Here is a 25483-nt window from a genome sequence, read left to right as displayed (position 1 = left end):
ACAGACCCGGGATACCAAACCATGGTTGGACGCATCGTCACCGCCGTTGCCGCTTTTCTGATGTTGAACGGATGTACAAAGATGAAACCCGTTGAGTTCAAGGACCAGTCCCCCGTCCTGTTGATCGAGGATTACTTCCAAGGGTCGACGAAAGCCTGGGGCATTTTCGAAGATCGGTTCGGCACCCTGCGGCGGCAGTTCGTGGTGGAGATCACGGGCACCTGGGACGGAACGGTCCTGCAATTGGACGAACGCTTTCAGTATTCCGACGGCGAGACCGACCGCCGCGTGTGGCGCATCCGCAAGACCGGCGATCACAGCTACGAAGGCGAAGCCGACGACGTGATCGGCAAGGCCAAGGGCGAAGCCTACGGCAACGCATTGAACTGGCGGTACGACATGGACCTGAAGGTCGGCGACGGCACCGTTCGCGTCCAATTCGACGACTGGATGTTTCTGCAGCCGTCGAACGTTCTGATCAATCGCGCCAAGGTCAGCAAGTTCGGGATCGAGGTGGGGTCGGTCACCCTGGCCTTCATCAAGCCCGAGAAGGCCCTGCACATGTCCGGGGCGGTTCTCAGCGAATGGCTAACCGCCCACGAATCCGCGCGAGGAGCCATCCAATAACCGGCAGCCGCTCGTAAAACGCCGCCGCCGCATCCCAATGATCGACGTGGCAGGTGACTTTTCCGTCCGCTCCCAGGGTGATGACGCTGGCCCCGTCGAACGCCCATTCCCGATTGCCCAGCCGGCCCGCGAACCGCCAGTTCATGAAACAGGTTGTGCCGTCCAGCGCCATGTCATGCACGGTGAAGCGGATGTCGGATACGTTCTCGAACATATGTTCGAACACCCGGCGCATGGCGTCCCGCCCGCGGACATCGTTGAAGGGGTCCTTGAAACGGACATCGGCGGTGACATGATCCCCCAGGGCGTCGAGCGTCTGCGGGGTCAGCGTTTCCAGGTAGCGCCGGTAACGGTCGGCGGCGTCGGTCGGGTGCGGGATCATGGGCGCAGCATGCGTCGCGTGACGGCGAAGAACAAGCGATCGGGCAGCAGCCGCAGCAGCTTCATCAGCAGGGCGAACCGCCGGGGAAAGGCGATGTCGAAGCTGTCGCCGTGCAGTCCGTCGATGATGCGGTCCACCGCCTCCTCGACGTCGATCAGGAAGGGCATGGGAAAATCGTTCTTATCCGTCAGCGGCGTCTTCACGAACCCCGGATTGATGAGGCGCAGGTCCACGCCCGCCGCCGCCAGCTCCGGGCGCAGCGCCTCGCACAGATTGATGAGCCCGGCTTTCGACGCGCCGTAGGCGGCCGCCCCGGGCAGCCCCCGATACCCGGCGAGGGAGGCGACCACGGCGATCTGGCCCGCACCGCGCGCCATGAACCGCGCCATGACCGGCGCCAGGCAGTTCAATGTTCCCGACAGGTTGGTGTCGATGACGCCCCGCGCCTCGGCCGCCGAAAATTCCATCGCCGGGGTTGGCCGGTGGGTCCCCGCATTGAGGACCACGAGGTCCAGCGGACCCAGCCGGTTTTCAATAACCTCGACCATGACGTCCGCGCGTCCGGCATCGGTGATGTCCAGAGGGAACCCGGTGATGCGGCCGCCATCCGCAACCTGCTCCAGGGAGATCAGGTCCTGCTCCGACCGCGCGCTGGCGGCGACGGCATGGCCTTGGCGCGCCAGGCGCAGGGCCAGGGCGCGCCCGATACCCTTTCCGGCGCCGGTGACCCAGGCCACCTTGGGACGGTCGGTCTCGATCATCCCGCTGTCCTCTTGCCGGCGCCGGCCTGGCATTGGCGGCAGACATAGTCGATCAACGAGCCGTCCCGGCCCTGGAACCGCATTTTCACCCAACGCCCCGCCGCGTCGTACCAGACGTCGGTGTTGAGATCGCCGGTATAAGCATAATGGGTCGCGGCGACGGGCCCGCGTTCCGTTTCCACGCGCGCGGGCCCGCGCGCCTCGATCCGCACTTTGTTGACCTGTCCCGTCAGTGTGTTGAGGACCCGGTCCTGTCCAAGAACCCTCGCGTTCCAGTGGTTTGTCGGGAACAGGGGTGCGGCGGTCTCATAGGCGGCGTCACCGGCCGCAACATAGAAGCGCCCGCCGATCCGCCGGGCCTGCACCTCCAAGACGGCGCCATCGTCATCGACGGTTGTCCGGATCGCGGACAGGCTGCCATCCGTCCACAACGCCTTGGAATCGTATCGATAACGATAGACGGTGATGCCCAGAAACGTGACCTGGATCTCGAACTGCGCGTCGACGGTGAGCCCGCCGTCTCCCGCCTGAAACCCCACGCGGTGAAAACCGACGCGGGTTCCGTTACGATAGACGTCGAAGCGGATCTCGTCGCGGCCATCGGCCGCCTGACCCGCCGTGCCGGCATGACGCGTGGCCGCGTCCGAAGCCCCGGGCTTCGGGATCGCGACGATGAATAAGGCGGCAAGAACAGCGGAAAAAATCACACGCACGCGTCACCAGGACCTAATCGTTTGATTGGTTACTCGACTCCTGGGTTGTACGCGCCCTGCGCCGGGATGGATCACAAGCCCCCGGCACGCCCCCTGACCGCGACCGGCGGCCTGCGGGCATGTTTTCGGCACAGGCGGCGAAAGATGGAGAAAGCTGGAGGGCGGCCGGCAGACCGGCAAACGAAAACCCCTTGGTTGCCCAAGGGGTTGAAATGGTGGAGCCGGACGGATTAAGTCCGATAATCCTAAAGCCATTGTTATTGCAGTAGGTTAACTGACTGCGCTACACCCTAATCGTACCCCGAAAGTGTAGCAGATGGAAGCCCTAAGTTCGTCTTGGCCCACCGTCGACAGTCCCGGAAAGGGCGCTGAGAGGCCTTCTGCGGGCCGCTGAGGGGGGTGGAAGGTGGTCCGGGTGGCGTGGGGTAGCGGGGAGTGCTGGTACGTGCCCAGGGGAGTCATCGCGCCTGGGCTGCACCCGGTGAGACTTAGCCCACCTTCCGAAGGTCAGCGACGATCTCCGTACACAACGCCATGACTTGATCGTACATCTGCAGGTGACGCGCAAGCATGTCTGCGCGGCGCTCTGGCGTCTGGGTGTTCCAGTCACCCCGGTCCATACGCTGCCGATCCACGACGACTACTTGAAAGGCCCCCGCTCCCCGGATCAGCTTACTAGTGACGTTCTCGGGCAAGATGCCGATGCGGGGCAAGTTGGTGTAGTAGACACTTCGGCCCCCGTCCCATTCGTACCCATAGTTGGGCATCGGCTCAGGTTGCCCCGCCTTGATCTGGTCCAAACATCTCTGGTACTCGGCGCGGTACCCAACTTCCTGTTCAATGTGGATCAGTCCTTCGAGCTCTGCGATCAGGGCGGCGGCAAGGTTCTGCCGTTCACGTGCCTCCCGTTGCCTCTCTAGGTAGGCGGTCCCCCAGAGAGATATGAAGCCACCCACTACTGCACTTAGAAGTGCAATAGCGGCAGTTGCCAAGCTGTTTAGGTCGATACTAGACGTCACTTCCGGATGACGCTTATGAGGTCAGCAATGGGCTTCAACTGCTTCGATACGGTCTGAACAAGGTGGTTCATCGCATGTTCATCATAGATCGACGTACCATCCTGGGCCTCACCATGACCGAAGAAGCGCTTGCTTAACTCCTTCTTCAGTTCCTTCTGGATTTCGGGATCGAGTGATTGAACATAGGGGTCGATCGCCGCCATCTCCAAGGCGAAGCGTCGGTTCTGAACCTCTACGGCCCGGTGACGAGTGGATTGTTGTGCTGAATACGCCGCCCCGAACAACAAGACGCCTGTCATGGGAAGCACGCCGAGTGCGGCCTCCCAATGGATAGCTACCCCTGCCCCAGGATAGCTGTGGAAGAGCCAGCCCACGGCCCCGAGGATGAACCCGACTGTCGCCAGGCGCCATCTACCAGCCGCTTCCCCCTCTTTCTTGGCATTGCTCACGTATCCGCCAGCGACACTGTCTTGAGCCGACAGTTCATGCAGCTTACGGATGGCATCATGGTTCTCCTTGGCTTTCGCCAAATACCCGTCGACTTGCTGAACGTAGTTGTGATGCTTCTCTTTCAACTGGTTATCGACCCCGTCGACGACAGACTTCACGGCGGCGCTGGATTCCTCCGCTAGCTTTTTGGACCACTCCCCATACTCAGTTTGGCGCCGGTCCTGCGCCTCCGAGAACTGCTGTTGCCACTCTGATAGGCGCTGGTCGGTCTCTTGCCTTCTGGTCTCGATGTTGGCCTCGAGGTCTTTAAGTTCCTGCACCTTGGCAGCAAGTCCTTTGACCAACTCCTGATCCTTCTCAGCGACCGCCTTACTAGTGGCAGCTAGCTGTGCTTCAAGATCCTCCCGCTTCTGTGCAACGCGTTTCGCAAATGCATCAACTTGCTCGTCTAACTTCGTGGTGACATCACTTACTGGTCCTTGTGATGCTCCGATAGCTAAGAGAATGGCCAGTTCAGTCAATTGCGTCGTGAGGTTGTCGTTGGCCGCCGTTAGGCTCGAGAGGTTGCCCGAGTTGGCGTATTCCTTTGCTTGGGTCAAGGCGTGTTGAGCGAGGTGGTTGTTAAGATTGTCCAGCCGCTGCATATGAACCAACTCAGGGTCTACCTTCGTCAGTATATTGCGCCACGCTTGTATGACCTTAACAAGACGACGCCTCTCGGTGAGTTCCACTTCCGTGTCTCCCTTGAGGTCGCCTTCAATCGCCTTCTCAAGCTCACCCAGGGTCTGGTGAACCGCATGGCTGTCCAAAAGGTCTTTCCACCTACTCATTGACCGCCCTCCAAGTTAGACTGCAACCTATGAGTTGTAGCACCGCGCCCACCCCGGGTGTAGTCATTGAAGCAAATGGGGCCATGGCCTTGAGTGATAATTCACACGAACCATTCGACCCACTCGCTGTAGAGAACATCGGCGTGACGCTAGCCGTTGAGCTTCTAGAACAGCCGGTGGCTGCAGTACCGCCAGAGGAAGTTTTCAGGGGCCCTGGTATCTACACACTCTATTACACGGGCAACCATGAAGCGTATCAATCGCTCCAGGCGCTTGACGCCGGTCGGTTCATCTTCCCGGTTTACGTCGGAAGGGCATTGAGACGTAACGCAAGACAGGGCTTCTCGCCCACCCCCTCAACAGCATCGGAACTCCGTTCCCGCATCGGCACACACGCGCGGTCCATTGAGCAAGCTGCAAACCTTGAGGTCACCGACTTTAAGTGTCGCTATCTGGTGCTTCAAGACGCCTACATTGCTTTGGCAGAGTCGATCCTGATTATGGCCTTTAGGCCACCTTGGAATGGAATGGGCATTGGTAGCAACGCCGTCGGTGGCCCGCGCATGGCGGGGCTAGCGTCGTTATGGGACTCGCTTCATCCAGGGCGCGGTGGACGTCCAGCCGGACTTGAGGATCGAGCTCGCGAGGCCTTCGACAAGATACGGGAGACTGCGGCTCAATTGATTGATCCGCCACTCGACCCTGTCTCTCGTCGCATCTACGACAAGATCATGCGGTTCGTTTAAGGCTTTTCCGCACACTCCCCACGATGACCTCGGCGAGTTCCACCGGTACAGCGTTACCAAGCTGGCGCATGGTCTCCGTCCAGGAGCCGTGGAACACGTAGTCATCGGGGAAGGTTTGCAATCGAGCGGACTCCCGAACCGAGAAGTAACGGATACTTCCATCCGGACGACGCAGCATGTTCTCCCCCCCAGGGACCCCATGAACCCCGGCCTTAAGGGTCTTCGCGGGCTCGTCGAGCGGGCTCCCCGTATGGCCAGGATAGGAACGCGCTCCAGGCTGGAACCGGTGATCCAAATACTTGGCGGCGCCGTCAGGGTCGAACTCTGGATCGGGCAAGTCCGACAGGGCGTCCCTCACCGTCCGCCATGCGTCCAAGTTGGGCTTGCCGGATAACTTGAGGGCTCGTTGCTGGCCACGTCCACCCTCGGGCCGGTCCTTCTTGGCCACCCGGTGGAGGTCCCAGTAAACGCCATCCCGCCACTGAGACCAGAGGAGAGCGTCGTGGGAGTGGGTCTCGTTGGGGAACGACCATCGCACACCCGTATCGTTCCTAAACCCGACGATGAACACACGCTCGCGCTTCTGCGGAACACCGAAGTCTGCGGCGTTCTTCACCTCCATCACGACGTTGTAGTGAAGCCCGCCGGCAACGCCTCCGGTCTCCTCGCGCTCCAACCGATGCAAATGATCAATCCAGGACTCGCCTCGCCCTATAACCAGTTCCGGGTGCTTGAGTTGAAGTTGGATATACTGGGTGTAATTGGCGAACGTCGCCCGAGTCAGGCCCTTCACGTTCTCGATCACGAACGCCTTGGGTCGAAGTTCCCGCACCGCGCGGATCGCCTCGGGAAACATGTCGCGATCATCAAGGCGATTGCGGTGCCTGCCGCCCAGGGAGAAGGGCTGACAGGGAGGTCCGCCGGTTACAAGGTCGATGGTGCCCTCAAGGGAGCTATAATCGAACTCACGGACATCACCAGCGAACAAGGGCCATTGGGTCACGGACTTATGGCCCCGAGCTTTGTTCTCGCGGATGGTATCGCAAGCCCACCGGTCTCGCTCGATCACGGCCGCCGCCTTGAAGCCTGAGTGGGCCACCGCCATGCCAAGGCCACCCGCACCCGCAAACAACTCCACCGACTTCATCCGAGGAACTCCCTAATCCGTGCCCCGAGGGCTTCACGATCTCGGAGTTGACACTCCCACACGACCATCACGTTCCATCCCTGGTCCTCTAACTTCCGTTGAGTCCTTATATCCCGTTCTCGGTTGCCGTCTAGCTTGGGCTTCCAGAAATCCAGGCGGCTCTTTGGCATCCGCGCCAGGGGGCATTCGGGATCGGGGTGTCGGTGCCAAAAGCACCCGTGAACGAACATAACCTTGCGCTTGGGCCGGAATACCAGGTCGGGCTTGCCCGGCAGCCCCTTGCCGTGCAGGCGGTACCTGTATCCCATGCCGTGAACCATGCGTCGAACCGTCATCTCGGGCTTGGTGTCACGCCCTCGGACACGGCTCATGCGGTCACTACGTTGTTCTTGGGTTAGCGAGTCCATGTAGATGTTGTGTCCCTGTGTCTCCTTTGGACACAAGATACGCAAGATCGCATCTACGTTCTAGAACAAAATGGGAACTTTGGCCGTAAGCTTCAGCAGCCTGACGGGGGTGAAGGCGCCGTGCTACTGCAGGCAGTCTCCAGGCCGAGGGGAATTCTCCAGGCGTCGGGCCGACCTAATGTAGCCATCCCTGTCAGATAGCTCCAAGTCGCCGCTACCTTCGGAGATGCGGTACTGGTCTCCGGTGTTGCTGTCGACGACCAACAGCCTACCCCCTGATAGCTCGGACAGTTGCCGCGCCTTCTGTGATCCGTCCGGGAACCGTACCGTCGCGGCCTTAGACCCTCCGCTCGTGGAGGTGATGGTGATCTCGCTTCTAATCTTGGTGTTCCCAGGAACCATCGTGTCGCACCAGCGCCCGACAGTCCGAGGCCCCATTGGGGCCGTCGTTGGCGGGCTTTGTCGAGTGGCAACGGCCTTCGGCTCCCCGCCGGGACCGGACTTCATCGGTCGGCAATGTTGCCCATGTTCGGACAGGGCTTGGCAGAGGAACTCGATCTCCAGTTTGGGCTTCGGCGGGGCGACGAGGAGGCGGAAGAACGTACCCTTCGCTCCAAGGTCCGCCTTCCTGATCTCAGGCGTTTTACCTTGGAGTTGGTCTGGGAAGTGGGACCGCAGAACCTCCCAGCCCCGTCGGGCTTGTTCGGCGCTCTTGTACGAGGCGACATGCGCGACGTACCCAGGGTCGGCCATCGCGTTACACGGTGCCATGATAAGCATGGTGCACAGCCCAGCCAGCCCAATGGCCATTGTCGTTACTTGCATCGCACCATAACGCATAGTTCGCCTCCCTCCCCGGATAACAAAGTCTAGTTCTACTTGCTGGTACCTTATTAAATTACACTTCATGGTCAAGCGTATGCTCCGAAGTGACACTTTGGTTCATGACAACGGACCTAAAGCAGACGTTGGGCAGGCAGGTGAAGGCCGCCCGGGAGGCCAAGCGGCTGACCCAGGAGCAGTTGGCCGGGCTGGTTGAGCGGACCCCGGAGGCGCTCAGCAACATCGAGCGGGGCCATTCTGTCCCGTCCCTCGACACGCTGGAGAAGCTGAGCATCCATCTGGACGTACCCATCGCCGAGTTCTTCGAACAGGCGAAGGCCATGGAGGGGCAGTCTCCCAGACGGGTCGGCCTGGAGACGGATGCCCGCCAGGTCATCAAGCGCTTGTCGGACATGAATCTGGAAGTCGCCCTAAAGCAGCTCAAGGCCCTGGCCGACTCACAGAAGTAGGCCGAGTGAAATTAATTTCACTGGCACAGGGGCGGGTTGTTAGGCTCCCTGCATGACCGCAATCCTAGCCATCGACGCAGCGTGGACGACGACGAACCCGAGCGGGGTCGCCGTGGTGTCGCACCACGGAGGCTCGTGGCGCTGCCGGGGTATCAGTCCCAGCTACGAGGCATTCTACCGCCTGCCCGACGGTGAAGCTCCGGACTGGTCCGCCAAGCACGTGGACAGAGGCCCCGAGCCGGACAGGCTCATCTCCGTGGCCCAGCGGATGGTGGGGAACGTGGCCATCGAGGTAGTGACCGTCGATATGCCCCTGTCTCTCGCCCCCATTATCGGACGTAGGTCTGCGGACGATGCCATCTCCCGTGCCTTCGGCGGGAAGGGGTGCTCTGCCCATACTCCGTCTACTTCTAGGCCGGGGAAGATCGCCGAGACCATCCGCGACGGCTTAAGCGAGTACCGGCTTGCCACTGCGGGAACCAGCGCGGGTACGAGGCCCGCCCTCGTCGAGGTCTACCCACACCCCGCGCTCCTGGCCCTCACGGGATCGGACTACCGCCTCCCTTACAAGGTGGCGAGGTCGGGCAGGTACTGGCGGGGCGCGTCTGTGACAGAGAAGAAGGCTCGCCTGCTTGAGCAGTACCGCCTGATCCTGAGGGCCTTGTCCAAGCGGATCGAAGGCATCCACGTTCCCCTCCCGGAGCCTGACAACGTCACCCTGACCGGGCTCAAGACCTACGAGGACGGGATAGACGCCCTCGTATGTGCCTGGGCGGGCATCGAGTACCTGGAAGGTAGGGCGGCAGCCTACGGTGATGCCGATGCGGCCGTATGGGTGCCGACCGATGAGTAGAGCCTGCGCCCTCCTCCACGAGTGGTTATCGGGCCTACCGCGCCACGGGGCGGACTTCAGCGCGGATCAACTACCGTCGGACGGTATCTACGTCATGTTTGAAGCTGAGGAGGAAGCGCACGAGACAGACCGCATCGTTCGCATCGGCACCCATCACGGGGATGGTGGTCTTGCCGGTCGTCTGAACGAACACTTCAGGGTGCCGCGCAGACGCCGCAGCATCTTCCGCAAGCATGTTGGTCGGGCACTGTTAGCCCGATCCGTCGACCCGTTCCTTGAACAGTGGAACAGCAAGGCTACGAGCCGGATAGATGAGGCGAAGCTCTCAGCGACGGAGGATGAGGTCAGCACCTACTTGGCCGGGCAGATCACCTTCATAACTCTACACGTCCCAGATGAGAGTCAGCGGCTGGTCATTGAGAAGGCCCTCCTGTCAACCATAGCCGGTTGCCAGGACTGCCGAGCTTCGCCGTCTTGGTTGGGCGTTCATCACCCAGACCAAAGGGTTTGCCAATCGAGTCTATGGAATATTAAAGGGTTGAGGGGAGAGCCATTGTCGGAACGTGATGTTAGACGCTTGATGGAGACCGTCAGGCCGTGAGCGGAACGGAGGCCCGTTCCAGAAGGCGGCGCACTTGAGTTGCTGTCCAGGTCCCACCTCGACGTGTCGGAATGCCCCTATCGTTTAGGGCGCGGGCAAGGGCCCCGTGCCCGGCGACGCCCTCGGCCTGTAGATCGCGGATCGTGGGCCCCATCAGGGTGGCGTAGCCGTCGGCGGACTCCCTGCGGGCCCGTGCGCCCTTCTCGGCGCCCCGGCGGCGTCCGGCGGGGGTCAGGTTACCGGGAGAGCCCAGGCGGACCCCACGGGCCTTGGCGGCGGCAAGGGCGGCCTTGGTCCGCTCGGAGATCAGGCGCCCCTCCTCCTCGGCGACCATCGCCATGATGCCGACGGTCAGGCGGTTGGCGCTCGGCATGTCGCAGCACACGAACTCGACGCCGGCCTCCTTGAGCCCCAGCAGGAAGTGGGCGTTGCGGGCGAGGCGGTCGAGCTTGGCGACGACGAGGACGGCCCGGCGCACCCGACAGGCGGCCAGGGCCCGCTCCAGTTCGGGGCGGGCGTCGTTCTTACCGCTCTCAACTTCGGTGAAGGTCTCGGCGAGGGTGCCGCCGGTCCCGGCAAGGAAGTCAGCCACCGCCTGCCGTTGCGCTTCAAGCCCGAGGCCGGATCGGCCCTGCCGGTTGGTGCTCACGCGGTAGTAGGCGACGTAGGAGACCGCTGACTTCATATATAAGTGACAGGTTGTTAAACCACCGTTCAAGTAAACGTAACCCCCTGGTGGGCCATGTCAACGTTGAGCATGTGGGGGGAATCAACACATAGCAAACCTGTTTCAGGAGTTGTTTATCTGTCCGCTAATGACCATCCCTGCCATCACCACCGGCAACTCCCGCCAATGCGTCGTGAACCGTCGCGAGCAATGCTCCTGCGTCATGTACCAAGTGCGATGCTTCGGGATTTCTCCGTAACAAATGGTGCCCGCACCGTGCTTGCCGTTCAGCGTGTCCATAGCCTGCATCAGCCGCGCACGACGCGGATCAGGACGCCCGAACAGGTCGGGGGGATTGTGATGCCGGTTACGCAGGTCAAGCAACAGGACGCCAGCCTTCTTGTAGGGGATGCTGGGGCGGTAAACCTGGTCTAGCCCCCGCAGGACCGCGCGCAGGATGAGCCCCGTGTCCGAGGTCGGCAGGTCAAGCCCGACCGTAACGCTGTTAGTATACTGCGGCAGGTCAGGGCGGAATGGGTTACCTCGGACATAGACGTTGACGGCCCCCGCCAATAAATCCCCCTGGCGTAACTTTTCCGCCGCCCGCGCCGTGAAGTGGTGAAGCCGTGCGGCGAGGCCCTCACGTGTGCGGACCGTGGTCCCGAAGCTGCGGGAGACACAAAGGGTCTGCTTGTCCGGCGTGACGTGTTCTAGGACGACCGTGGGGCGGCCGTTCAGTTCATCGACCGTGCGTAGGCCGACCACCCCCATGACGCCGCGTACCCAGCATCGGTCCGCCTGTGCCAGGTCATAGGCGCTGTCGATACCGTGAAGACGTAACCGGGCGGACCAACGCCGCCCGATGCCCCAGACATCGCCCACGTCCGTCCGCTTGAGAACGCGTTCCACCGTTTCACGGTCGAGCATGGCGAACACCCCATCTGGCGCCGTCTTGGCCTGACGGTTAGCGACCTTGGCGAGGGTCTTGGTGGCACCCAGCCCGAAGCTGACAGGCAAACCCGTCCACTGCAGGATCATCGCCCGCAGCGCCCGTGCCCGACCCGCCGCCTCGTCGGCCCACGTGTAGTCGATGAAGCATTCGTCGATGCTGTACACCTCCATGTCCGGGACGTTGGCAGCGATTATGTCCATGACGCGGCGGCTCATGTCGCCGTAGAGCGTGAAGTTAGCGGAGCGCACACGCACGTCCCGGCATCCGGGCTGCTCCCGCAGCTTAAAGAACGGCGCCCCCATGGCTATGCCCAGGGCTTTGGCCTCCGGCGAGCGGGCAATCACGCAGCCATCGTTGTTGGACAGCACCACCAGGGGCCTGCCCCGCAGTTCAGGCTGGAATACCCGCTCACAGGATGCATAGAAGTTGTTGACGTCAGCCAGGGCGAAGACGCGGTTCACGTCAAGCACCGGATCACGTTCTTGACCACGCCCCAGACTTCCGCCTCCTCGTCCATCTCCACCGCCTGATAGCGGTCCGGCTCCTGCGCCTCGGGGACCAGCCACCAGCGCCCGGCCTTCCGGCGCAGGCGTTTCACCACCATTTCCCCACCCAGGGCCGCGACGGCGATATGCCCGGACCGGGGCTTTATACTGCGGTCCACCAGCAACAGGTCGCCGTCGAGGATGCCCGCTGCCGCCATAGACCAGCCAGATACGCGGACAACGAAGGTCGCCGCCGGATGTTCAATCAGGTCGTTGAGGTCAAGAACACCATCTGCGAAGTCCTCCGCCGGACTAGGGAATCCAGCAGGGACACAGGACGCAGCCAACGGCAAGGATATGTGCCGGGTCACCACGGGAACTAGAGGGCGATGGGTTTGACGGAATGTGAACATAAAGAGAACACTAGTGCCCTCACCACCAAGGACGCAAGAGCCTCTTATGGGGTTCACTCACAAAACCCCGTGGGGACGATAAGATCGGTCCCGGCTAATCGCTGGATAGGCTGGAGCTAATCGTGTGCTGTTGCAGCCCTTGCGTAAACAGACGCGAAACCACAATAACTAGACCCGCGTTTAGAGTCCGTTTTCTCGAGGCTCTACGACCACCTAATCGAGGCAAGCCCCTGGACAGACTCCCTAAACAGACACACCCGGCGCTTAGAGAAAACGGACTCTCAGTTTAAGTCAGTGAAGTTAATTTCACTGGCAGTTACGGGGCCAATAGACCTGCTTTCTTGAGGGCTAGCGGCCAGTGCTTCCAGACGCTGTCCGCGTCCCACCAGCCCGCCTTGGAGGCAAGAAGCTTCTTCTCGTACTTGGTCCTATAGGCCGGGGGCAGAGACGCCACCGCCCGCTTGTAGCCCCGCATCTGGGCCATGTTGCGGAAGGCGGGGTAGCGGTAGAGTGCGTTGGGGAAGTCCTTCGGGTTGGGTGCGTACACGGAGATACCGTCGAGCGGGTTCTTCATGTCCAGAAGGTCGGAGACAGCGATGTCTGTCCGTAACCTCCGTTCAAGCCGCGTGATCGGCTTCTTGGGCACGGGCTGTACTTCGAGGTCGTACTTCGCCACCTTGTTATCCTGCTTTATCTTGGCGACCCTGTCATAGACGACCGTCTGGTTGCTCTCCTGGGCCCCTAGGTAGAGGGTCTCCGTCTCCCCCTGGGCGTTGGTGTACATCGCGAGCTTCTTGGCCCACTTAGACCAGACGACAACGTCATCGACCTTGACCCCGATGAAGTCGCAGGCGATGTCGACGCGGGTCACCTTACCGTCCTTCTGTATCCGCTCCCGCCAGTCCGGGAGGAATTGGTTGAAGTCCTGCTGGAGGGAAGCCAGCCCCGCCGCCCCGACTTCGGCAGGGTTCCACTCAAGTCGCATGAAGCGCTTGCCAGTCCCCCACGGCATCGCCTGTAGGTGTAGGAAGGTGCCCCGCTTGAAGCCAGCATCGGGCCCTAAGTACATGCGAACACCACGCCTATACCCCCCTCCACTACCCCAGAGGTATCCGTTCGGCGGGCCTGCCGCGTTCATGTCATTGATGGCTTGAACGATGTCGTCTTGAAGGTGTTTCCCAACGATAGGGACCGTGATGGATATCTTGTCGAGCTTTGGCTTGTAAGCGATGGTCACGCCTACCTCTCCCTCCTTGGATGTAGACTGTGACTATAGTAGTGGGGTGTGTGCCCGTACACTTTAAGGTGCTTATAAGGAGCGCCTGGCGACGCGGAACGGCACCTAGCTCGAGTAGAGGTGCGAGAGGTCCAGGCCAGGGTAGGTGATCTGGTTCAGGTAGCGGGCAAGGTGATCCACATCGAAACCAGCGCCGTAGCTAGCCTGCACTGATCTGTCCCGCCAGCCGCCCAAGCGGTCGGTGATCTCCTTCGGGGCCTCGATGCGGCGCAGGGCGTCGCGGAAGTTATGGCGGAAGACGTGCGAGCCGTCGCCCGGTTTCTTGGCGTTGACCGACGGCAGGAAGCCCGCGCAGAACCACTTGGAGAAGTTGTCACTCCGATACCCCGTCGATGCGACGGTCAATTCCGGGAAGAGTTGCTTATGTCCCGCCTTGGCCATCTGGCGGTGGTAGGCAAGCAAGCCCATGCGGACTAGGTCGGGGTGGATCGGCATGCTGCGCCGGCTGCCCAGGTTCTTCAAGCTCATGCCGTCCTCTCCCTCGGTGACGGCGAGGTAAGGCGTTCCGCCTTCCGTCTGCTGGATGTCCAGGACCCGAAGCTGGCACAGTTCGTTTAGGCGCATGCCGGTGTAGAGGGCGATCAGCGGCACCCAGTAGCGGCCACGCTTGGGCCGATGCGGGCCAGGCTTCTTATAGTTCCATCCGTCATCGACACAGCCGGTATACAGAGGGGCGGTGAAGATGCGCGTTAGCTCCTCGGTCGTGAACGGCATGCGCCGGTCCTCGGCGGGCGTCTTCTTGGCGATCACCTCCAGGCCCTGAGCCGGGTTGTTCGTAATGACGCCGTCGGCGACCGCCTGCGCCAGGATGTTCTTAAGCGGGCCGAGATGCTGGCTCTGGGACTCGTAGGAGATGGGTGCGAGGTTCTTGCTCTCGGCGATCTGGAGCACCTGCTTGAGGGACTTCTTCGGGTAACGCTTGTGTCTATGGGGCGGCAGCTTGTTGAGCATGTCGCGGTAGTCCCTGCACCGCTTCGAGGTCAGGTCAATGACGAGTGTGTCCGCGCCGAAGAACTCCAGGATGAGACTGATCGTGCCGTCCACCTTCGCCATCCTCTTGGCCTTCACCTTGTGGGTGGTCTGGTACTCGGCCAACCAGTCGTCCGCCGCCTGCTTTAGCGTGACGGCGTCGGCTTTCGCACGAGGGTCGAACAGGGCATCGATATGGGTGAAGGACTTGTCGCCGTTCAAGCGTCGGAGCCGACGGTTATGAAGTTCGACTAGGGCCAGACGCACGTACTCAAGCAAGGTGTCGTACTCGGTGCTCGCCTGCTCGGTGGCCTGTGCAGTCATGGCGAGGGCTTCACGTACCGCCGCGTCGATGGTTTGTAAGTGGTGAGGGTGTTTCGGGTTCTCCAACTCCATCAGGGCCATTCGCTCGTCATCCACCTGGTTCTCGATGGCGTCCGTGTCCGACAGCGGGCCTACGTCGATGTTGTCCGCGTCCTTGCGGGCGACGTAACGGCGCACGAGTTGGAGCATCTGCGGTTGGGAGAGGGGCCGGAGGGCAGCAGGACCGTTCTCGCTTAACTCCTTCCGGCGGGCGGCGAAGTAGTCATCGAACTCCGCCCACTTCGACAGGTAGAGACGCCGCGCCTCGTCGCGGTCGGCGGTGCCGAGGCTGATGAGGACTTCACGCTTCTGCAGGTGATCGCGGAGGTCGGTCGGTACCACCCGTCGGAGGTACCAGACGCCGCTCTTGCCTCGCTGCCTTAAGCCGGGGAACTTCGCCATATCGGTCATGCCCAAGTGTAACACAAAAGTGTAGCACCTAGCCAAACCAACCTACTGATATATGGAGACTTTTAGGAGTTTCCGCCCCTTACGGGGGAGATGGTGGAGCCGGACGGAATCGAACCGACGACCTCTACAATGCCATTGTAGCGCTCTCCCAACTGAGCTACGGCCCCACGGGGTCCCGCCGGCAGATGCCCTGGCGGGAAAATTTGGGAACGCCGGCGAACCGGGACCCGGAAAATACGTCTGCCGGGTCCCCCGGTCAACCGGGACGCGGAACATAAAGACGGTTGGGATCGGATGGCAAGGGGAAAATGACGCGGCGCCCGCATTAGGGCGCTGAGGACGCCGCATCGTTTCCGAATTCGTGCCCCGGCCGTGCCCCGGCCCTATTCCTTGACCGGACCCTCCGTCTCGATATGTTCGCGGACCTCGTCCAGGTCGTCGTCGTCCTCACCCAGGTCGGCCGTGTCCTCGATGAGGTCGTCGTCCTCATCGTCATCGAGCACGTCTTCCACGTCGTCATCGGCGAGATCGTCGTCGTCATCGACATCGGGCAGGACCGCGTCCAAATCGTCGTCATCCTCGTCGGGAAGAACCTTCGCCGCCTTGGGCTTGACTTCCTTCTGAGGTGTCGGTTTCGCCACGGCGCCGCGTTTCGGGCGGAACGCCTGAAGCGGGTCGTTGGTGGCACCGCACGACGGGCACGTCGCGGGTTCGCGTCTCATGTCGTAAAACTTATTGCTGCAACTGGCGCAGGTGACCTTGCGGCCCCATTCGGGTTTCGCCACGGGCTGCCTCCCGCTGTCTGGAGTTGTGCCTGATTCCCCCCAAGGGAATGCCGTTTCTTATCCGTTTCTTGCCGTGCCCAATGCCATGAACGCCGCGCCCTGTCAAAAGCAAAATGCCGCCGATTTCACATTCCGTGGATGATTGGCGGCGGGCCGCCCGATATGCTAGAGACCTGCGGCGGCAAAGCGCCGCCCACAGCCCTTCTTTTTCAAGGGGAGACCCCGTTTCCGTGAGTGATGAAAACACCACCAAGACGCCGCTTCGGGCGGGCCCCTCGGGAGCCCTGGCGGGCGCCGTGCGGGTCCCCGGCGACAAATCGATTTCCCACCGCGCCTTGATGCTGGGGGCGCTCTGTGTCGGCGAGACCCGGGTCACCGGTCTGCTCGAGGGCGAAGACGTCCTGGCCACGGCCGCCGCGGTCAACGCCATGGGGGCCCGGGCGGAACGATACGCGAGCGCGCCCGGGGGCAATACCTGGCGCGTCATCGGCTGCGGCGTCGGCGGCCTGTCCGAGCCCGAGAACGTGATCGACATGGGCAACGCCGGCACCGGCGTGCGGCTGATGATGGGCGTCGTCGCCGGCCACGACATGACGGCGACCTTCACGGGCGACGCGTCGTTGTGCCGCCGGCCCATGGGCCGGGTCACGGAACCGCTGGCGCGCATGGGCGCCAAGTTCACCGGCCGCGACGGCGGCCTGCTGCCGATGACCGTCAAGGGCGCGGCGGAGCCGCTGCCCATCGAATACGCCCTGCCCGTGGCCTCGGCTCAGGTCAAGTCGGCGGTGCTGCTGGCGGGCCTCAACGCGCCCGGCGTGACCACGGTGGTCGAACCGCAGCCGACCCGCGACCATACGGAAAACATGCTGCGCTGGTTCGGCGCCGAGGTCACCGTGCAGGACACGGCGCGCGGCCGGCGCATCTCGCTGGTCGGGCGTCCCGAACTCGTCGCCCGCGACGTCGCCGTGCCGGCCGATATTTCGTCCGCCGCCTTCCCGCTGGTGGCGGCCCTGCTGGTCCCGGGTTCGGACGTCACGCTGAAGGATGTCGGCCTCAATCCGCTGCGCGCCGGGATTCTGACGACGCTGCGCGAGATGGGCGCCGCGATCGAGGTCTTGAACGCGCGCGAGGAGGCGGGGGAGCCCGTCGCCGACCTTCACGTCACGGCGGGGCCGCTCACCGGCGTCACCGTGCCGGCGGACCGCGCCCCCTCGATGATCGACGAATACCCCATCCTCGCCGTCGCCGCGGCCCTGGCCGAGGGCGAGACCCGCATGGAGGGGCTGGAGGAACTGCGCGTCAAGGAAAGCGACCGCCTGGCCGCCGTGGCGCGCGGGCTGAAAGCCGCCGGGGTCAAGGTCGAGGAAGGGCCCGACTATCTGGTGGTCACGGGATCGGGCGGCAGGCCGCCCCGGGGCGGCTGCACGGTGACGGTCGATCTCGATCACCGCATCGCCATGGCCTTCCTGGTTCTGGGCATGGTCGCGGAACAGCCGGTCACCATCGACGACGGCGACGCCATGGCGACCAGCTTTCCGGGTTTCGCCGCGATGATGCGCGGCCTCGGCGCGGACATTCAGTAGGGAGTAGGGGGCATGATCATCGCCATCGACGGGCCCGCCGCGGCGGGCAAGGGAACCCTGGCCCGGCGCATCGCCCGCGATCTGGGTTTCGCCTATCTCGACACGGGTCTGCTGTACCGGGCCACGGGCAAGCGGGTGCTGGAGGCCGGGGCCGACCCGGAAGACGCCCAGGCGGCCGAGGCGGAGGCCCGGGCGCTGGAGCCCCGGGACCTGGAACGCCCCGATCTGCGCACGGACGCGGTCGCCCAGGCGGCGTCCAAGGTCTCGGCCGTGCCGGGGGTGCGGGCGGCGCTTCTGGACTTTCAGCGCGGCTTCGCGGCCCAGCCGCCGGGGGCGGCCAAGGGCGCCGTTCTCGACGGCCGCGACATCGGCACGGTGGTTTGCCCCGACGCCGACGTGAAACTGTTCGTCACGGCGTCCGACGAGGTCCGCGCCCGGCGCCGATTCAAAGAGTTGCAGGAAAGCGACCCCGACGTTATATATGCGCGCGTTCTCGAAGAGATGCGCGAGCGGGACGCCCGGGATAGATCTCGGGCCGTCGCGCCGCTGGAGCCGGCCGAAGACGCGATCCTGCTTGATACAAGCGACCTGAATGCCGATGAGGTGTTCGCCAAGGCCCTTGATATCATTCGGAAATAACAGGATTCCTGGGCCCGGCCGGCCCCGTTCCAAATCTGTTCGAAACGAACCGCCCATACATCACCGCCAGGAAAAAGGCGGGGTGCCGTGGGCATTTGTGCAACCGCAGACCGCCGGAACCAACCGGCCGGCCAGATAAAATCGAAAGGTTTGAACCCAATGGCCACTAACGATGCCGCCACGGCGGCCCCTACCTCCAACGAAGATTTTGAAGCCCTGTTGAACGAGTCCTTCGGCGACGACGAAGGCTTTGAAGGCCGCGTGCTGCGCGGCATCATCGTCAACGTCGACGGCGATTTCGCCGTCATCGACGTCGGACTCAAGTCCGAAGGCCGCGTGCCGCTCAAGGAATTCATGAGCCCCGGCTCCGACGAGGTTCTCAAGGCTGGTGACGAAGTCGACGTCTATGTCGAACGCTACGAAGACCGTGACGGCCTGGTCCGTCTCTCGCGCGAGAAAGCCCGCCGCGAGGAAGCCTGGGTCGGCCTGGAAAAGGCCTTCGAAAAGGGCGAGCGCGTCAACGGCGTGATCTTCGGCCGCGTCAAGGGCGGCTTCATCGTCGATCTCGACGGCGCCGTGGCCTTCCTGCCCGGCAGCCAGGTCGACATCCGTCCCGTGCGCGACGTGTCCCCCCTGATGGGCATGCCGCAGCCGTTCCAGATCCTGAAAATGGACCCCCAGCGCAACAACATCGTGGTCTCGCGCCGCGCCGTGCTGGAGGAAACCCGCACCGAAGCCCGTTCCGAGCTGATCTCCTCCCTGCAGGAAGGCCAGGTTCTGGACGGCGTCGTCAAGAACATCACCGATTACGGCGCCTTCGTCGATCTGGGTGGTGTGGACGGCCTGCTGCACGTCACCGACATCGCCTGGAAGCGCATCAACCACCCGTCCGAGGCCCTGTCCATCGGCGAGACCGTGAAGGTGCAGATCATCCGCTTCAACGCCGAAACGCAGCGCATCTCGCTGGGCATGAAGCAGCTTGAGGCCGATCCCTGGGACGGCGTCGCCGCCAAGTACCCGGTCGGCACCAAGTTCACCGGCCGCGTCACCAACATCACCGACTACGGCGCCTTCGTGGAGCTGGAGCCGGGCGTCGAAGGCCTGGTGCACGTGTCGGAAATGTCCTGGACCAAGAAGAACGTCCACCCGGGCAAGATCGTCTCCACCTCTCAGGAAGTGGATGTCATGGTGCTCGACGTCGATCCCGACAAGCGCCGCATCTCCTTGGGTCTCAAGCAGTGCAACGCCAATCCGTGGGAAGACTTCGTGGTCAAGTTCCCGGTCGGCGCCGAGGTCGAAGGCGAGGTCAAGAACATCACCGAATTCGGTCTGTTCATCGGCCTCGACGGCGAAATCGACGGCATGGCCCACCTTTCCGATCTGTCCTGGGACAAGTCGGGCGAGGAAGCCCTCGCCGACTACACCAAGGGCGACATGGTGAAGGCCAAGGTGCTGGACGTCGATGTCGACAAGGAACGCGTCTCGCTCGGCATCAAGCAGCTGTCCGGCGACCCGACCGAAGGGGCGATGGAAGGCCTGAAGAAGGGCTCCGTCGTGACCTGCACGGTGACCCAGACCAACGACGGCGGCGTCGAAGTCATGGTCAATGACGCCGTGCTCGGCTTCATCCGCAAGTCCGACCTGTCGCGTGATCGTTCCGAACAGCGCCCCGACCGCTTCGCCGCCGGCGAAAAGGTCGACGCCAAGATCACCCAGATCGACAAGTCCGGCCGCAAGCTGTCGCTGTCCATCAAGGCCCTTGAGGTCGAGGAAGAGAAGAAGGCCATGCAGGAATACGGCTCGTCCGATTCCGGTGCTTCTCTCGGCGACATCCTGGGTGCTGCCCTGAAGGAAAAGCAGGCGCAGGCCGCTGCCGAAGGCGACGACGAAAAGCCGAAGAAGGCCGCCGCCAAGAAAAAGGCCGCCAAGAAGGACGAAACCGAAGAAGCGGAAGAAGGCGCGGAATAACCCGCCTTTCCCGTTGCCCTGCCTTGGGGCGGGCGTGATACATTGGCCGGGAGCCCTCGCAAGGGGGCTCCCGGTTTTCTTTTGCCCGGGACTTTGAAATCTTAGCCAGCCCTTGAATTTTCGACGGACACTCGCCCCGCCATGAGCCTCGACGCCGACATCATCTTCGACCGCCGCCGCCTGAAGCGTGCCCTGACGTTCTGGCGCGTGGTGGCGCTTGTCGCCTTCGCGGCGCTTGCCGTGGTTGGCGCCGGCCGGTTCGGCGGCGGGGATCTGCTCACCCGCGACCACGTCGCGCGCATCGCCATCGACGGCATTATCTTCGACGACGACGAACGCAGCCGCGCGATCAAGGATCTGGCCGACCGCGACGACGTCAAGGCGGTGGTGGTCCGGGTCGATTCCCCGGGCGGCACCTTCGTCGGCGGCGAGGCCCTGTTCACGGCGCTGCGCCGGGTCGCCGAGAAAAAACCCACCGTCGCCGTCATGGGCGGTACCGCGACCTCGGCCGGTTACATGGTGGCCATCGCGGCGGATCATGTGGTCGCCCGGCGCGGCACCCTGACCGGGTCGATCGGCGTGATCCTGCAAACCGCCGACGTGACGCAGCTGTTGGACAAGCTGGGCATCAAGCCGGAAGTGTTCAAAAGCGGGCCGATGAAGGCCCAGCCCAATCCGTTCGAGCGCCTTAGCGATCCCGCCCGCAAGGCGACCCAGGACATGCTGATGGAGCTTTACGGGCAGTTCGTCGACATGGTCGCGGACCGTCGCAAGCTGCCGCGCGACAAGGTCGTGGCGCTGGCCGACGGGCGCGTCTACTCGGGCCTCGCGGCCAAGGACAACGGCCTGGTCGACGCCATCGGCGACGAGGATGCGGCCCGCGACTGGCTCGCCTCGGCTCATGGTGTGGCCCGTGACCTGCCCCTGCGCGACCTCAAGCTGACGGACGAACCTCTGCCGTGGCGCGACGCCCTGACTTCGCAGCTGCAAAAAGCATTGTTTTCAGAACGACTTAGACTTGACGGCGTGTTCTCCCTTTGGCACCCTTCCTTGTAGATTTTCACCTGTGAGGGAAAGGTCCCCGGCCGACCGCGTTATCGCGCCGCCGCCTGGGGTTGGCAGCATGACCAAATCCGAACTGATCGCCCGTTTGGCGGCGGACAATCCGCATCTCTACCAGCGTGACGTGGAACGTATCGTTTCCACCATTTTTGACGAGATCACCGGCGCATTGGCCCAGGGCGACCGGGTCGAACTGCGCGGTTTCGGGGCCTTCTCCGTGAAGCAGCGGGGCTCGCGCACGGGCCGCAATCCGCGCACGGGGGCCACGGTCGAGGTCGATTCCAAGCACATTCCCTATTTCAAGACCGGCAAGCAGCTGCGCGAAAAACTGAACGGCAGCTGATCCCGGCCGGGGCCGGATCGCGGCTTCCGGAATCTCCAACCGTCAGGTGTCGCGCGTGGGCAAACTTCTTTCCTGGATACTTTTGACCCCCCTCGTGCTGGGGCTGATCCTGTTCGCTGCCTCCAATCGCGCGGATGTCGTGCTGCGTCTGTGGCCCTTCGATTACGAACTGACGACCCCGGTGGCGCTGGTCGGCGTCGGCGGCCTGTTCCTCGGCTTTCTCTGGGGGGCGGTCATGGTGTGGATTTCCGGCGGTGCCGCCCGCGGCCGCGCCCGGCGCGAAGCCCACCGCGCCGACGGGGCGGAAAAGGAAATCCTGCGCCTCAAGACCGATGTCGACATGCTGGAAGAAAAGCTCCGTGCCGCCGACGCCAAGGCCAAGGCGGCGTCGCTGCCGGTTCCGGCATCGGACGCACAGACGTCCGGTTCGCGCCATATTCTCTAGTCCGGGGCCGCACGCGCCGTCCGGCGTTTTTGAGGATGGCCGCCCGGGGCCGGGATCAGTATAAATGACGGAACGGCCAACTCTGGGACCAACCTGATGACGTCTTCGACCCCCGCGCCGGGCATCAAACGCCCCGCCGACCGCATCCTGGTCGCGCTCGACACCACCGACGCGGCGGGCGCCCTGGCGCTGGCCCAGGGGGTCAAGGGCGCCGTGGGCGGGGTCAAGCTGGGCAAGGAATTCTTCACGGCCCAGGGACCCGAGGGCGTGCGCAAGGTCGCCGCCGCCGGCCTGCCCGTGTTTTTGGACCTGAAATTCCACGACATTCCCAACACGGTCGCGGGTGCCGTGCGCGCGGCGGCGCCGCTTCAGCCCTTCATGCTGAACGTCCATGCCTCCGGCGGCCGCGCCATGATGGAGGCCGCCGCCCAGGCCGCCACCGACGCCGCCCAGGGGGGGCACCGTCCGCTGGTGCTCGCCGTCACCGTGCTGACCAGCCTGTCGGACGAAGACCTGATCGAGGTCGGCATCAACAACGAGACCAAGGCCCAGGTCGCCAAGCTTGCCAAATTGGCCCAGGACTCCGGCATGGACGGCGTCGTCTGCTCGGCCCATGAGATCAAGGTCATCCGCTCCGTCTGTGGCCCCGACTTCACCCTGGTCGTGCCGGGCATCCGCCCCGAATGGTCCGTCAAGGGCGACCAGAAACGCGTGGTCACGCCGCGCGACGCGGTCTCTCTCGGCGCTGACTATCTGGTCATCGGCCGGCCCATCACCCAGGCGAACGACCCCATCGCGGCGGCCAAACGCATCGCGGACGAGTTAGGCTAATCGTCACTCTTGAAGAAGAGCCGCTTGAGGTGCTTCCCGATTGCAGAAAAGGTCGGGGCAAAAACTAAGTACAGAAGAGACACAATTAACGCGCTCACTGTTCCCACGAATTGAAAATCGTCGATCATCATTCTTTGCAACTTCCAAATTGGCGCATGTCGTAGGCTGTTAGAATCTTGAAGGCCGCCTTCCCGTTCTAGGGAATTATGGCCGGAACACCCTGTGAACATGTCGTTCTCGCGCTGCTGAACCAATCAGAAGGGCGGCGGACGGCAACGATTACCGGGGATAAAATTCACTCCTTTTGGTATGGCTGTGAATATGTGGATGGTTTGTGGATGAAGCCGCAGCGTGGGTGGAGGTTGAGTTGGTTCAGGTCAAGATCTGCGGGCTGAAGACGGCCGACGCCGTGGACGCGGCTGTGGCTGCCGGGGCCGATCTGGTCGGTTTCGTGTTCTTCAAGAAATCACCGCGCCATGTCACGCCGGCCATTGCCGGCGGGCTGGCGGCGCGCGTGCCCGTGGGTGTGCTCAAGGTCGGTCTGACCGTGGATGCCACCGACGACGAGTTTGCCGCCATCACCGGCAACGGCGCGGTCGATATCCTGCAACTGCATGGATCGGAAACGCCGGAGCGGGTCGCCGAGGTCGGGCGCAGGTTCGGCCTGCCGGTGATGAAGGCCCTGCCCATCGCGGACCCGCGCGACGTTGAGGCCGCCCGCGCCTATGAAGGCGTGGCCGACCGGCTGCTGTTCGACGCCAAGCCGCCATCGGGGGCCGACCGCCCCGGCGGCAACGCCCTGGCCTTCGACTGGGGCCTACTGGCGGGCACCCGCTGGAACGTGCCCTGGCTGCTGGCCGGCGGGCTGACGGCGGACAACGTGCAGGCGGCGATCCGCCTGTCGGGCGCCCCCGGCGTCGACGTGTCGTCCGGCGTGGAAACGGCGCCCGGGTTGAAGGACGCGGGCCTCATCGAGGCCTTCATCCGGGCGGCCAAGGCGGGCTGATCTCATTTTCCCTCACCCTGTCCCTCCCCCCCAAGGGGGCGAGGGGACTCTCGCCGACGAACCACCCTCTCCCCCGCATGGGGGGAGAGGGCCGGGGTGAGGGGGCGCTTCCGGTGGGGTTTCTGCTTGGGTTCCCCGGGACCTTGTGCTTTATTTGCGCCGCCCTTGGAGGCTCACGCCGTTAACCATAAAACGGCATAAACCCAAGGCAATATGAGGATTGGTTCATGTCGAAGTTGAATACCTACCGCGAAGGCCCGGACGAAAACGGACATTTCGACATCTACGGTGGCCGCTATGTGGCGGAAACCCTGATGCCGCTGATTCTGCAGGTCGAGGCCGCCTGGGAAAAGGCCAAGAACGACGCGGCTTTCTGGGACGAGTTCAACCGTTACATGAAGCATTACGTGGGCCGGCCCAGCCCGCTGTACCTGGCCGAGCGCCTGACCGAGGAATTCGGCGGCGCCAAGGTCTACTTCAAGCGCGACGAGCTGAACCACACGGGTGCGCACAAGATCAACAACACCATCGGCCAGATTCTGCTGGCGCGGCGCATGGGCAAGAAGCGCATCATCGCCGAGACCGGCGCCGGGCAGCACGGTGTCGCGACGGCCACGGTCTGCGCCCTGTTCGGCCTGCCCTGTGTCGTCTACATGGGCGAAACGGACGTCAAGCGCCAGCGCCCCAACGTGGTGCGCATGAAGATGCTGGGGGCGGAAATCGTCCCCGTCACCGCCGGCACGGGCACGCTCAAGGACGCCATGAACGAGGCGCTGCGCGACTGGGTGTCCAATGTCGAGGACACCTTCTACATCATCGGCACCGCCGCCGGCCCGCATCCCTATCCGGCCATGGTGCGTGATTTCCAATGCGTCATCGGCAACGAGACCAAGGAACAGATGATGGAGATGGAGGGCCGCCTGCCCGATACCTGCATCGCGGCCATCGGCGGCGGGTCCAACGCCATCGGCCTGTTCCATCCCTTCCTGGACGATGAAAGCGTGCACCTGATCGGGGTCGAGGCCGCCGGCCACGGGATCGAGACGGGCGAGCATTGCGCGTCCCTCAACGGCGGTCGCCCGGGCGTGCTGCACGGCAACCGCACCTATTTGTTGCAGACCGAGGACGGTCAGATCCTCGACGGCCATTCCATTTCCGCCGGCCTGGATTATCCCGGCATCGGGCCGGAACATTCCTGGCTGCGCGATACGGGCCGGGTCGAATACGTTTCGGCCACGGACAAGGAAGCCCTCGCCGCGTTCCAGCTCTGCACGCGCAAGGAAGGCATCATCCCGGCGCTGGAGCCGAGCCACGCGCTGGCCTATGTGGCCAAGATCGCGGGCGGCCTGCCCAAGGATCACCTGATCGTCATGAACATGTGCGGGCGCGGCGACAAGGACGTCGACGCCGTCGCGGGCTATCTGGGGATGGACTGA

General features: G+C 63.3%; 25 protein-coding genes and 1 tRNA gene. 13 read left to right on the top strand and 13 right to left on the bottom strand.

The features are described 5' to 3' along the window. Positions 1 to 81: 81 nt before the first annotated feature. Positions 82 to 627 carry a DUF3833 domain-containing protein gene (locus tag RJ527_06450; GenBank protein ID WND77378.1) on the top strand — a complete coding sequence of 182 codons (546 nt, stop codon included), beginning with the start codon at positions 82 to 84 and terminating at the stop codon, positions 625 to 627. On the opposite strand, the gene RJ527_06445 is transcribed toward RJ527_06450, so the two are convergent. From RJ527_06445 to RJ527_06430, 4 genes are all read right to left on the bottom strand, one after another. Then, entirely contained in the window at positions 578 to 1009 is a 432-nt protein-coding gene (locus RJ527_06445) for a nuclear transport factor 2 family protein (GenBank protein ID WND77377.1), read from the bottom strand. The genes RJ527_06450 and RJ527_06445 overlap by 50 nt on opposite strands. After that, on the bottom strand, positions 1006 to 1770 hold the full coding sequence (locus RJ527_06440; GenBank protein ID WND77376.1) for an SDR family NAD(P)-dependent oxidoreductase: 765 nt from the start codon (positions 1768 to 1770) through the stop codon (positions 1006 to 1008). The genes RJ527_06445 and RJ527_06440 overlap by 4 nt, the downstream gene beginning before the upstream one ends. Next, positions 1767 to 2477 carry a DUF6134 family protein gene (locus RJ527_06435; GenBank protein WND77375.1) on the bottom strand — a complete coding sequence of 237 codons (711 nt, stop codon included), beginning with the start codon at positions 2475 to 2477 and terminating at the stop codon, positions 1767 to 1769. Before RJ527_06435 ends, RJ527_06440 begins: the two co-directional genes overlap by 4 nt. A 1021-nt stretch (positions 2478 to 3498) precedes the next feature. Then, a complete protein-coding gene (locus RJ527_06430) occupies positions 3499 to 4782 on the bottom strand; it encodes a hypothetical protein (protein WND77374.1) in 1284 nt (427 codons plus the stop codon). An 83-nt stretch (positions 4783 to 4865) separates the two neighbouring features. Here RJ527_06430 and RJ527_06425 point away from each other — a divergent pair, with 83 nt between their 5' ends. Then, the gene (locus tag RJ527_06425) at positions 4866 to 5528 is read left to right on the top strand and encodes an Eco29kI family restriction endonuclease (protein ID WND77373.1); all 663 of its coding nucleotides are present in this window, start codon (positions 4866 to 4868) and stop codon (positions 5526 to 5528) included. On the opposite strand, the gene RJ527_06420 is transcribed toward RJ527_06425, so the two are convergent. Together RJ527_06420 and RJ527_06415 are read right to left on the bottom strand one after the other, a co-directional pair. Then, entirely contained in the window at positions 5512 to 6675 is a 1164-nt protein-coding gene (locus RJ527_06420; GenBank protein ID WND77372.1) for a DNA cytosine methyltransferase, read from the bottom strand. The genes RJ527_06425 and RJ527_06420 overlap by 17 nt on opposite strands. Continuing rightward, positions 6672 to 7046 carry a very short patch repair endonuclease gene (locus RJ527_06415; protein ID WND78028.1) on the bottom strand — a complete coding sequence of 125 codons (375 nt, stop codon included), beginning with the start codon at positions 7044 to 7046 and terminating at the stop codon, positions 6672 to 6674. Before RJ527_06415 ends, RJ527_06420 begins: the two co-directional genes overlap by 4 nt. A gap of 980 nt (positions 7047 to 8026) precedes the next feature. Between RJ527_06415 and RJ527_06410 the strand changes: the two genes are divergently transcribed. Both RJ527_06410 and RJ527_06405 read left to right on the top strand, forming a co-directional pair. Then, positions 8027 to 8374 (top strand): helix-turn-helix transcriptional regulator, encoded by a 348-nt coding sequence (locus RJ527_06410; protein WND77371.1) that lies wholly within the window; start codon positions 8027 to 8029, stop codon positions 8372 to 8374. 52 nt (positions 8375 to 8426) lie between these two features. Further along, positions 8427 to 9227 carry a DUF429 domain-containing protein gene (locus tag RJ527_06405; GenBank protein ID WND77370.1) on the top strand — a complete coding sequence of 267 codons (801 nt, stop codon included), beginning with the start codon at positions 8427 to 8429 and terminating at the stop codon, positions 9225 to 9227. 590 nt (positions 9228 to 9817) lie between these two features. On the opposite strand, the gene RJ527_06400 is transcribed toward RJ527_06405, so the two are convergent. The 7 genes from RJ527_06400 to RJ527_06370 form a co-directional block, all read right to left on the bottom strand. After that, positions 9818 to 10513, bottom strand: coding sequence for a recombinase family protein (locus RJ527_06400; GenBank protein WND77369.1), 696 nt, complete (start codon positions 10511 to 10513; stop codon positions 9818 to 9820). A 105-nt stretch (positions 10514 to 10618) separates the two neighbouring features. Then, positions 10619 to 11917, bottom strand: coding sequence for a Y-family DNA polymerase (locus RJ527_06395; protein ID WND77368.1), 1299 nt, complete (start codon positions 11915 to 11917; stop codon positions 10619 to 10621). Continuing rightward, positions 11905 to 12345 (bottom strand): translesion error-prone DNA polymerase V autoproteolytic subunit, encoded by a 441-nt coding sequence (umuD, locus tag RJ527_06390; GenBank protein WND77367.1) that lies wholly within the window; start codon positions 12343 to 12345, stop codon positions 11905 to 11907. The genes RJ527_06395 and umuD overlap by 13 nt, the downstream gene beginning before the upstream one ends. Positions 12346 to 12661: 316 nt before the next feature. Further along, positions 12662 to 13582 carry a hypothetical protein gene (locus tag RJ527_06385; protein ID WND77366.1) on the bottom strand — a complete coding sequence of 307 codons (921 nt, stop codon included), beginning with the start codon at positions 13580 to 13582 and terminating at the stop codon, positions 12662 to 12664. A gap of 105 nt (positions 13583 to 13687) precedes the next feature. Continuing rightward, entirely contained in the window at positions 13688 to 15385 is a 1698-nt protein-coding gene (locus tag RJ527_06380; GenBank protein WND77365.1) for a site-specific integrase, read from the bottom strand. 91 nt (positions 15386 to 15476) lie between these two features. Next, positions 15477 to 15552: transfer RNA gene (locus tag RJ527_06375), tRNA-Ala, on the bottom strand. 216 nt (positions 15553 to 15768) lie between these two features. Continuing rightward, positions 15769 to 16170: a TIGR02300 family protein gene (locus tag RJ527_06370; GenBank protein WND77364.1), complete on the bottom strand. Its 402-nt coding sequence runs from the start codon at positions 16168 to 16170 to the stop codon at positions 15769 to 15771. A 230-nt stretch (positions 16171 to 16400) separates the two neighbouring features. On the opposite strand from RJ527_06370, the gene aroA reads away from it, so the two are divergent. From aroA to trpB, 9 genes are all read left to right on the top strand, one after another. Then, complete coding sequence (aroA, locus tag RJ527_06365; protein WND77363.1) at positions 16401 to 17753, top strand: 3-phosphoshikimate 1-carboxyvinyltransferase; 1353 nt, start codon at positions 16401 to 16403, stop codon at positions 17751 to 17753. Between the two features lie 12 nt (positions 17754 to 17765). Next, entirely contained in the window at positions 17766 to 18392 is a 627-nt protein-coding gene (cmk, locus tag RJ527_06360; GenBank protein ID WND77362.1) for a (d)CMP kinase, read from the top strand. A gap of 159 nt (positions 18393 to 18551) precedes the next feature. Continuing rightward, positions 18552 to 20360, top strand: a complete 1809-nt coding sequence (gene rpsA, locus RJ527_06355) for a 30S ribosomal protein S1 (GenBank protein WND77361.1) — start codon at positions 18552 to 18554, stop codon at positions 20358 to 20360. Between the two features lie 141 nt (positions 20361 to 20501). Then, the gene (sppA, locus tag RJ527_06350; GenBank protein WND77360.1) at positions 20502 to 21416 is read left to right on the top strand and encodes a signal peptide peptidase SppA; all 915 of its coding nucleotides are present in this window, start codon (positions 20502 to 20504) and stop codon (positions 21414 to 21416) included. Between the two features lie 67 nt (positions 21417 to 21483). Next, positions 21484 to 21765, top strand: a complete 282-nt coding sequence (gene ihfB, locus RJ527_06345) for an integration host factor subunit beta (protein ID WND77359.1) — start codon at positions 21484 to 21486, stop codon at positions 21763 to 21765. Between the two features lie 55 nt (positions 21766 to 21820). Continuing rightward, on the top strand, positions 21821 to 22210 hold the full coding sequence (locus RJ527_06340; GenBank protein WND77358.1) for a hypothetical protein: 390 nt from the start codon (positions 21821 to 21823) through the stop codon (positions 22208 to 22210). 96 nt (positions 22211 to 22306) lie between these two features. Then, positions 22307 to 23041: an orotidine-5'-phosphate decarboxylase gene (pyrF, locus tag RJ527_06335; protein WND77357.1), complete on the top strand. Its 735-nt coding sequence runs from the start codon at positions 22307 to 22309 to the stop codon at positions 23039 to 23041. Positions 23042 to 23408: 367 nt separating this feature from the next. Further along, on the top strand, positions 23409 to 24047 hold the full coding sequence (locus RJ527_06330; protein ID WND77356.1) for a phosphoribosylanthranilate isomerase: 639 nt from the start codon (positions 23409 to 23411) through the stop codon (positions 24045 to 24047). A gap of 227 nt (positions 24048 to 24274) precedes the next feature. Further along, positions 24275 to 25483 (top strand): tryptophan synthase subunit beta, encoded by a 1209-nt coding sequence (gene trpB / locus RJ527_06325; protein ID WND77355.1) that lies wholly within the window; start codon positions 24275 to 24277, stop codon positions 25481 to 25483.

It is taken from the genome of Thalassospiraceae bacterium LMO-SO8, assembly GCA_031655335.1.
Classification (GTDB): Bacteria; Pseudomonadota; Alphaproteobacteria; order Rhodospirillales; family Casp-alpha2; genus UBA1479.
Note: the sequence above shows the minus strand (reverse complement) of the source record. Positions and strands in the feature narration are given on the sequence as shown.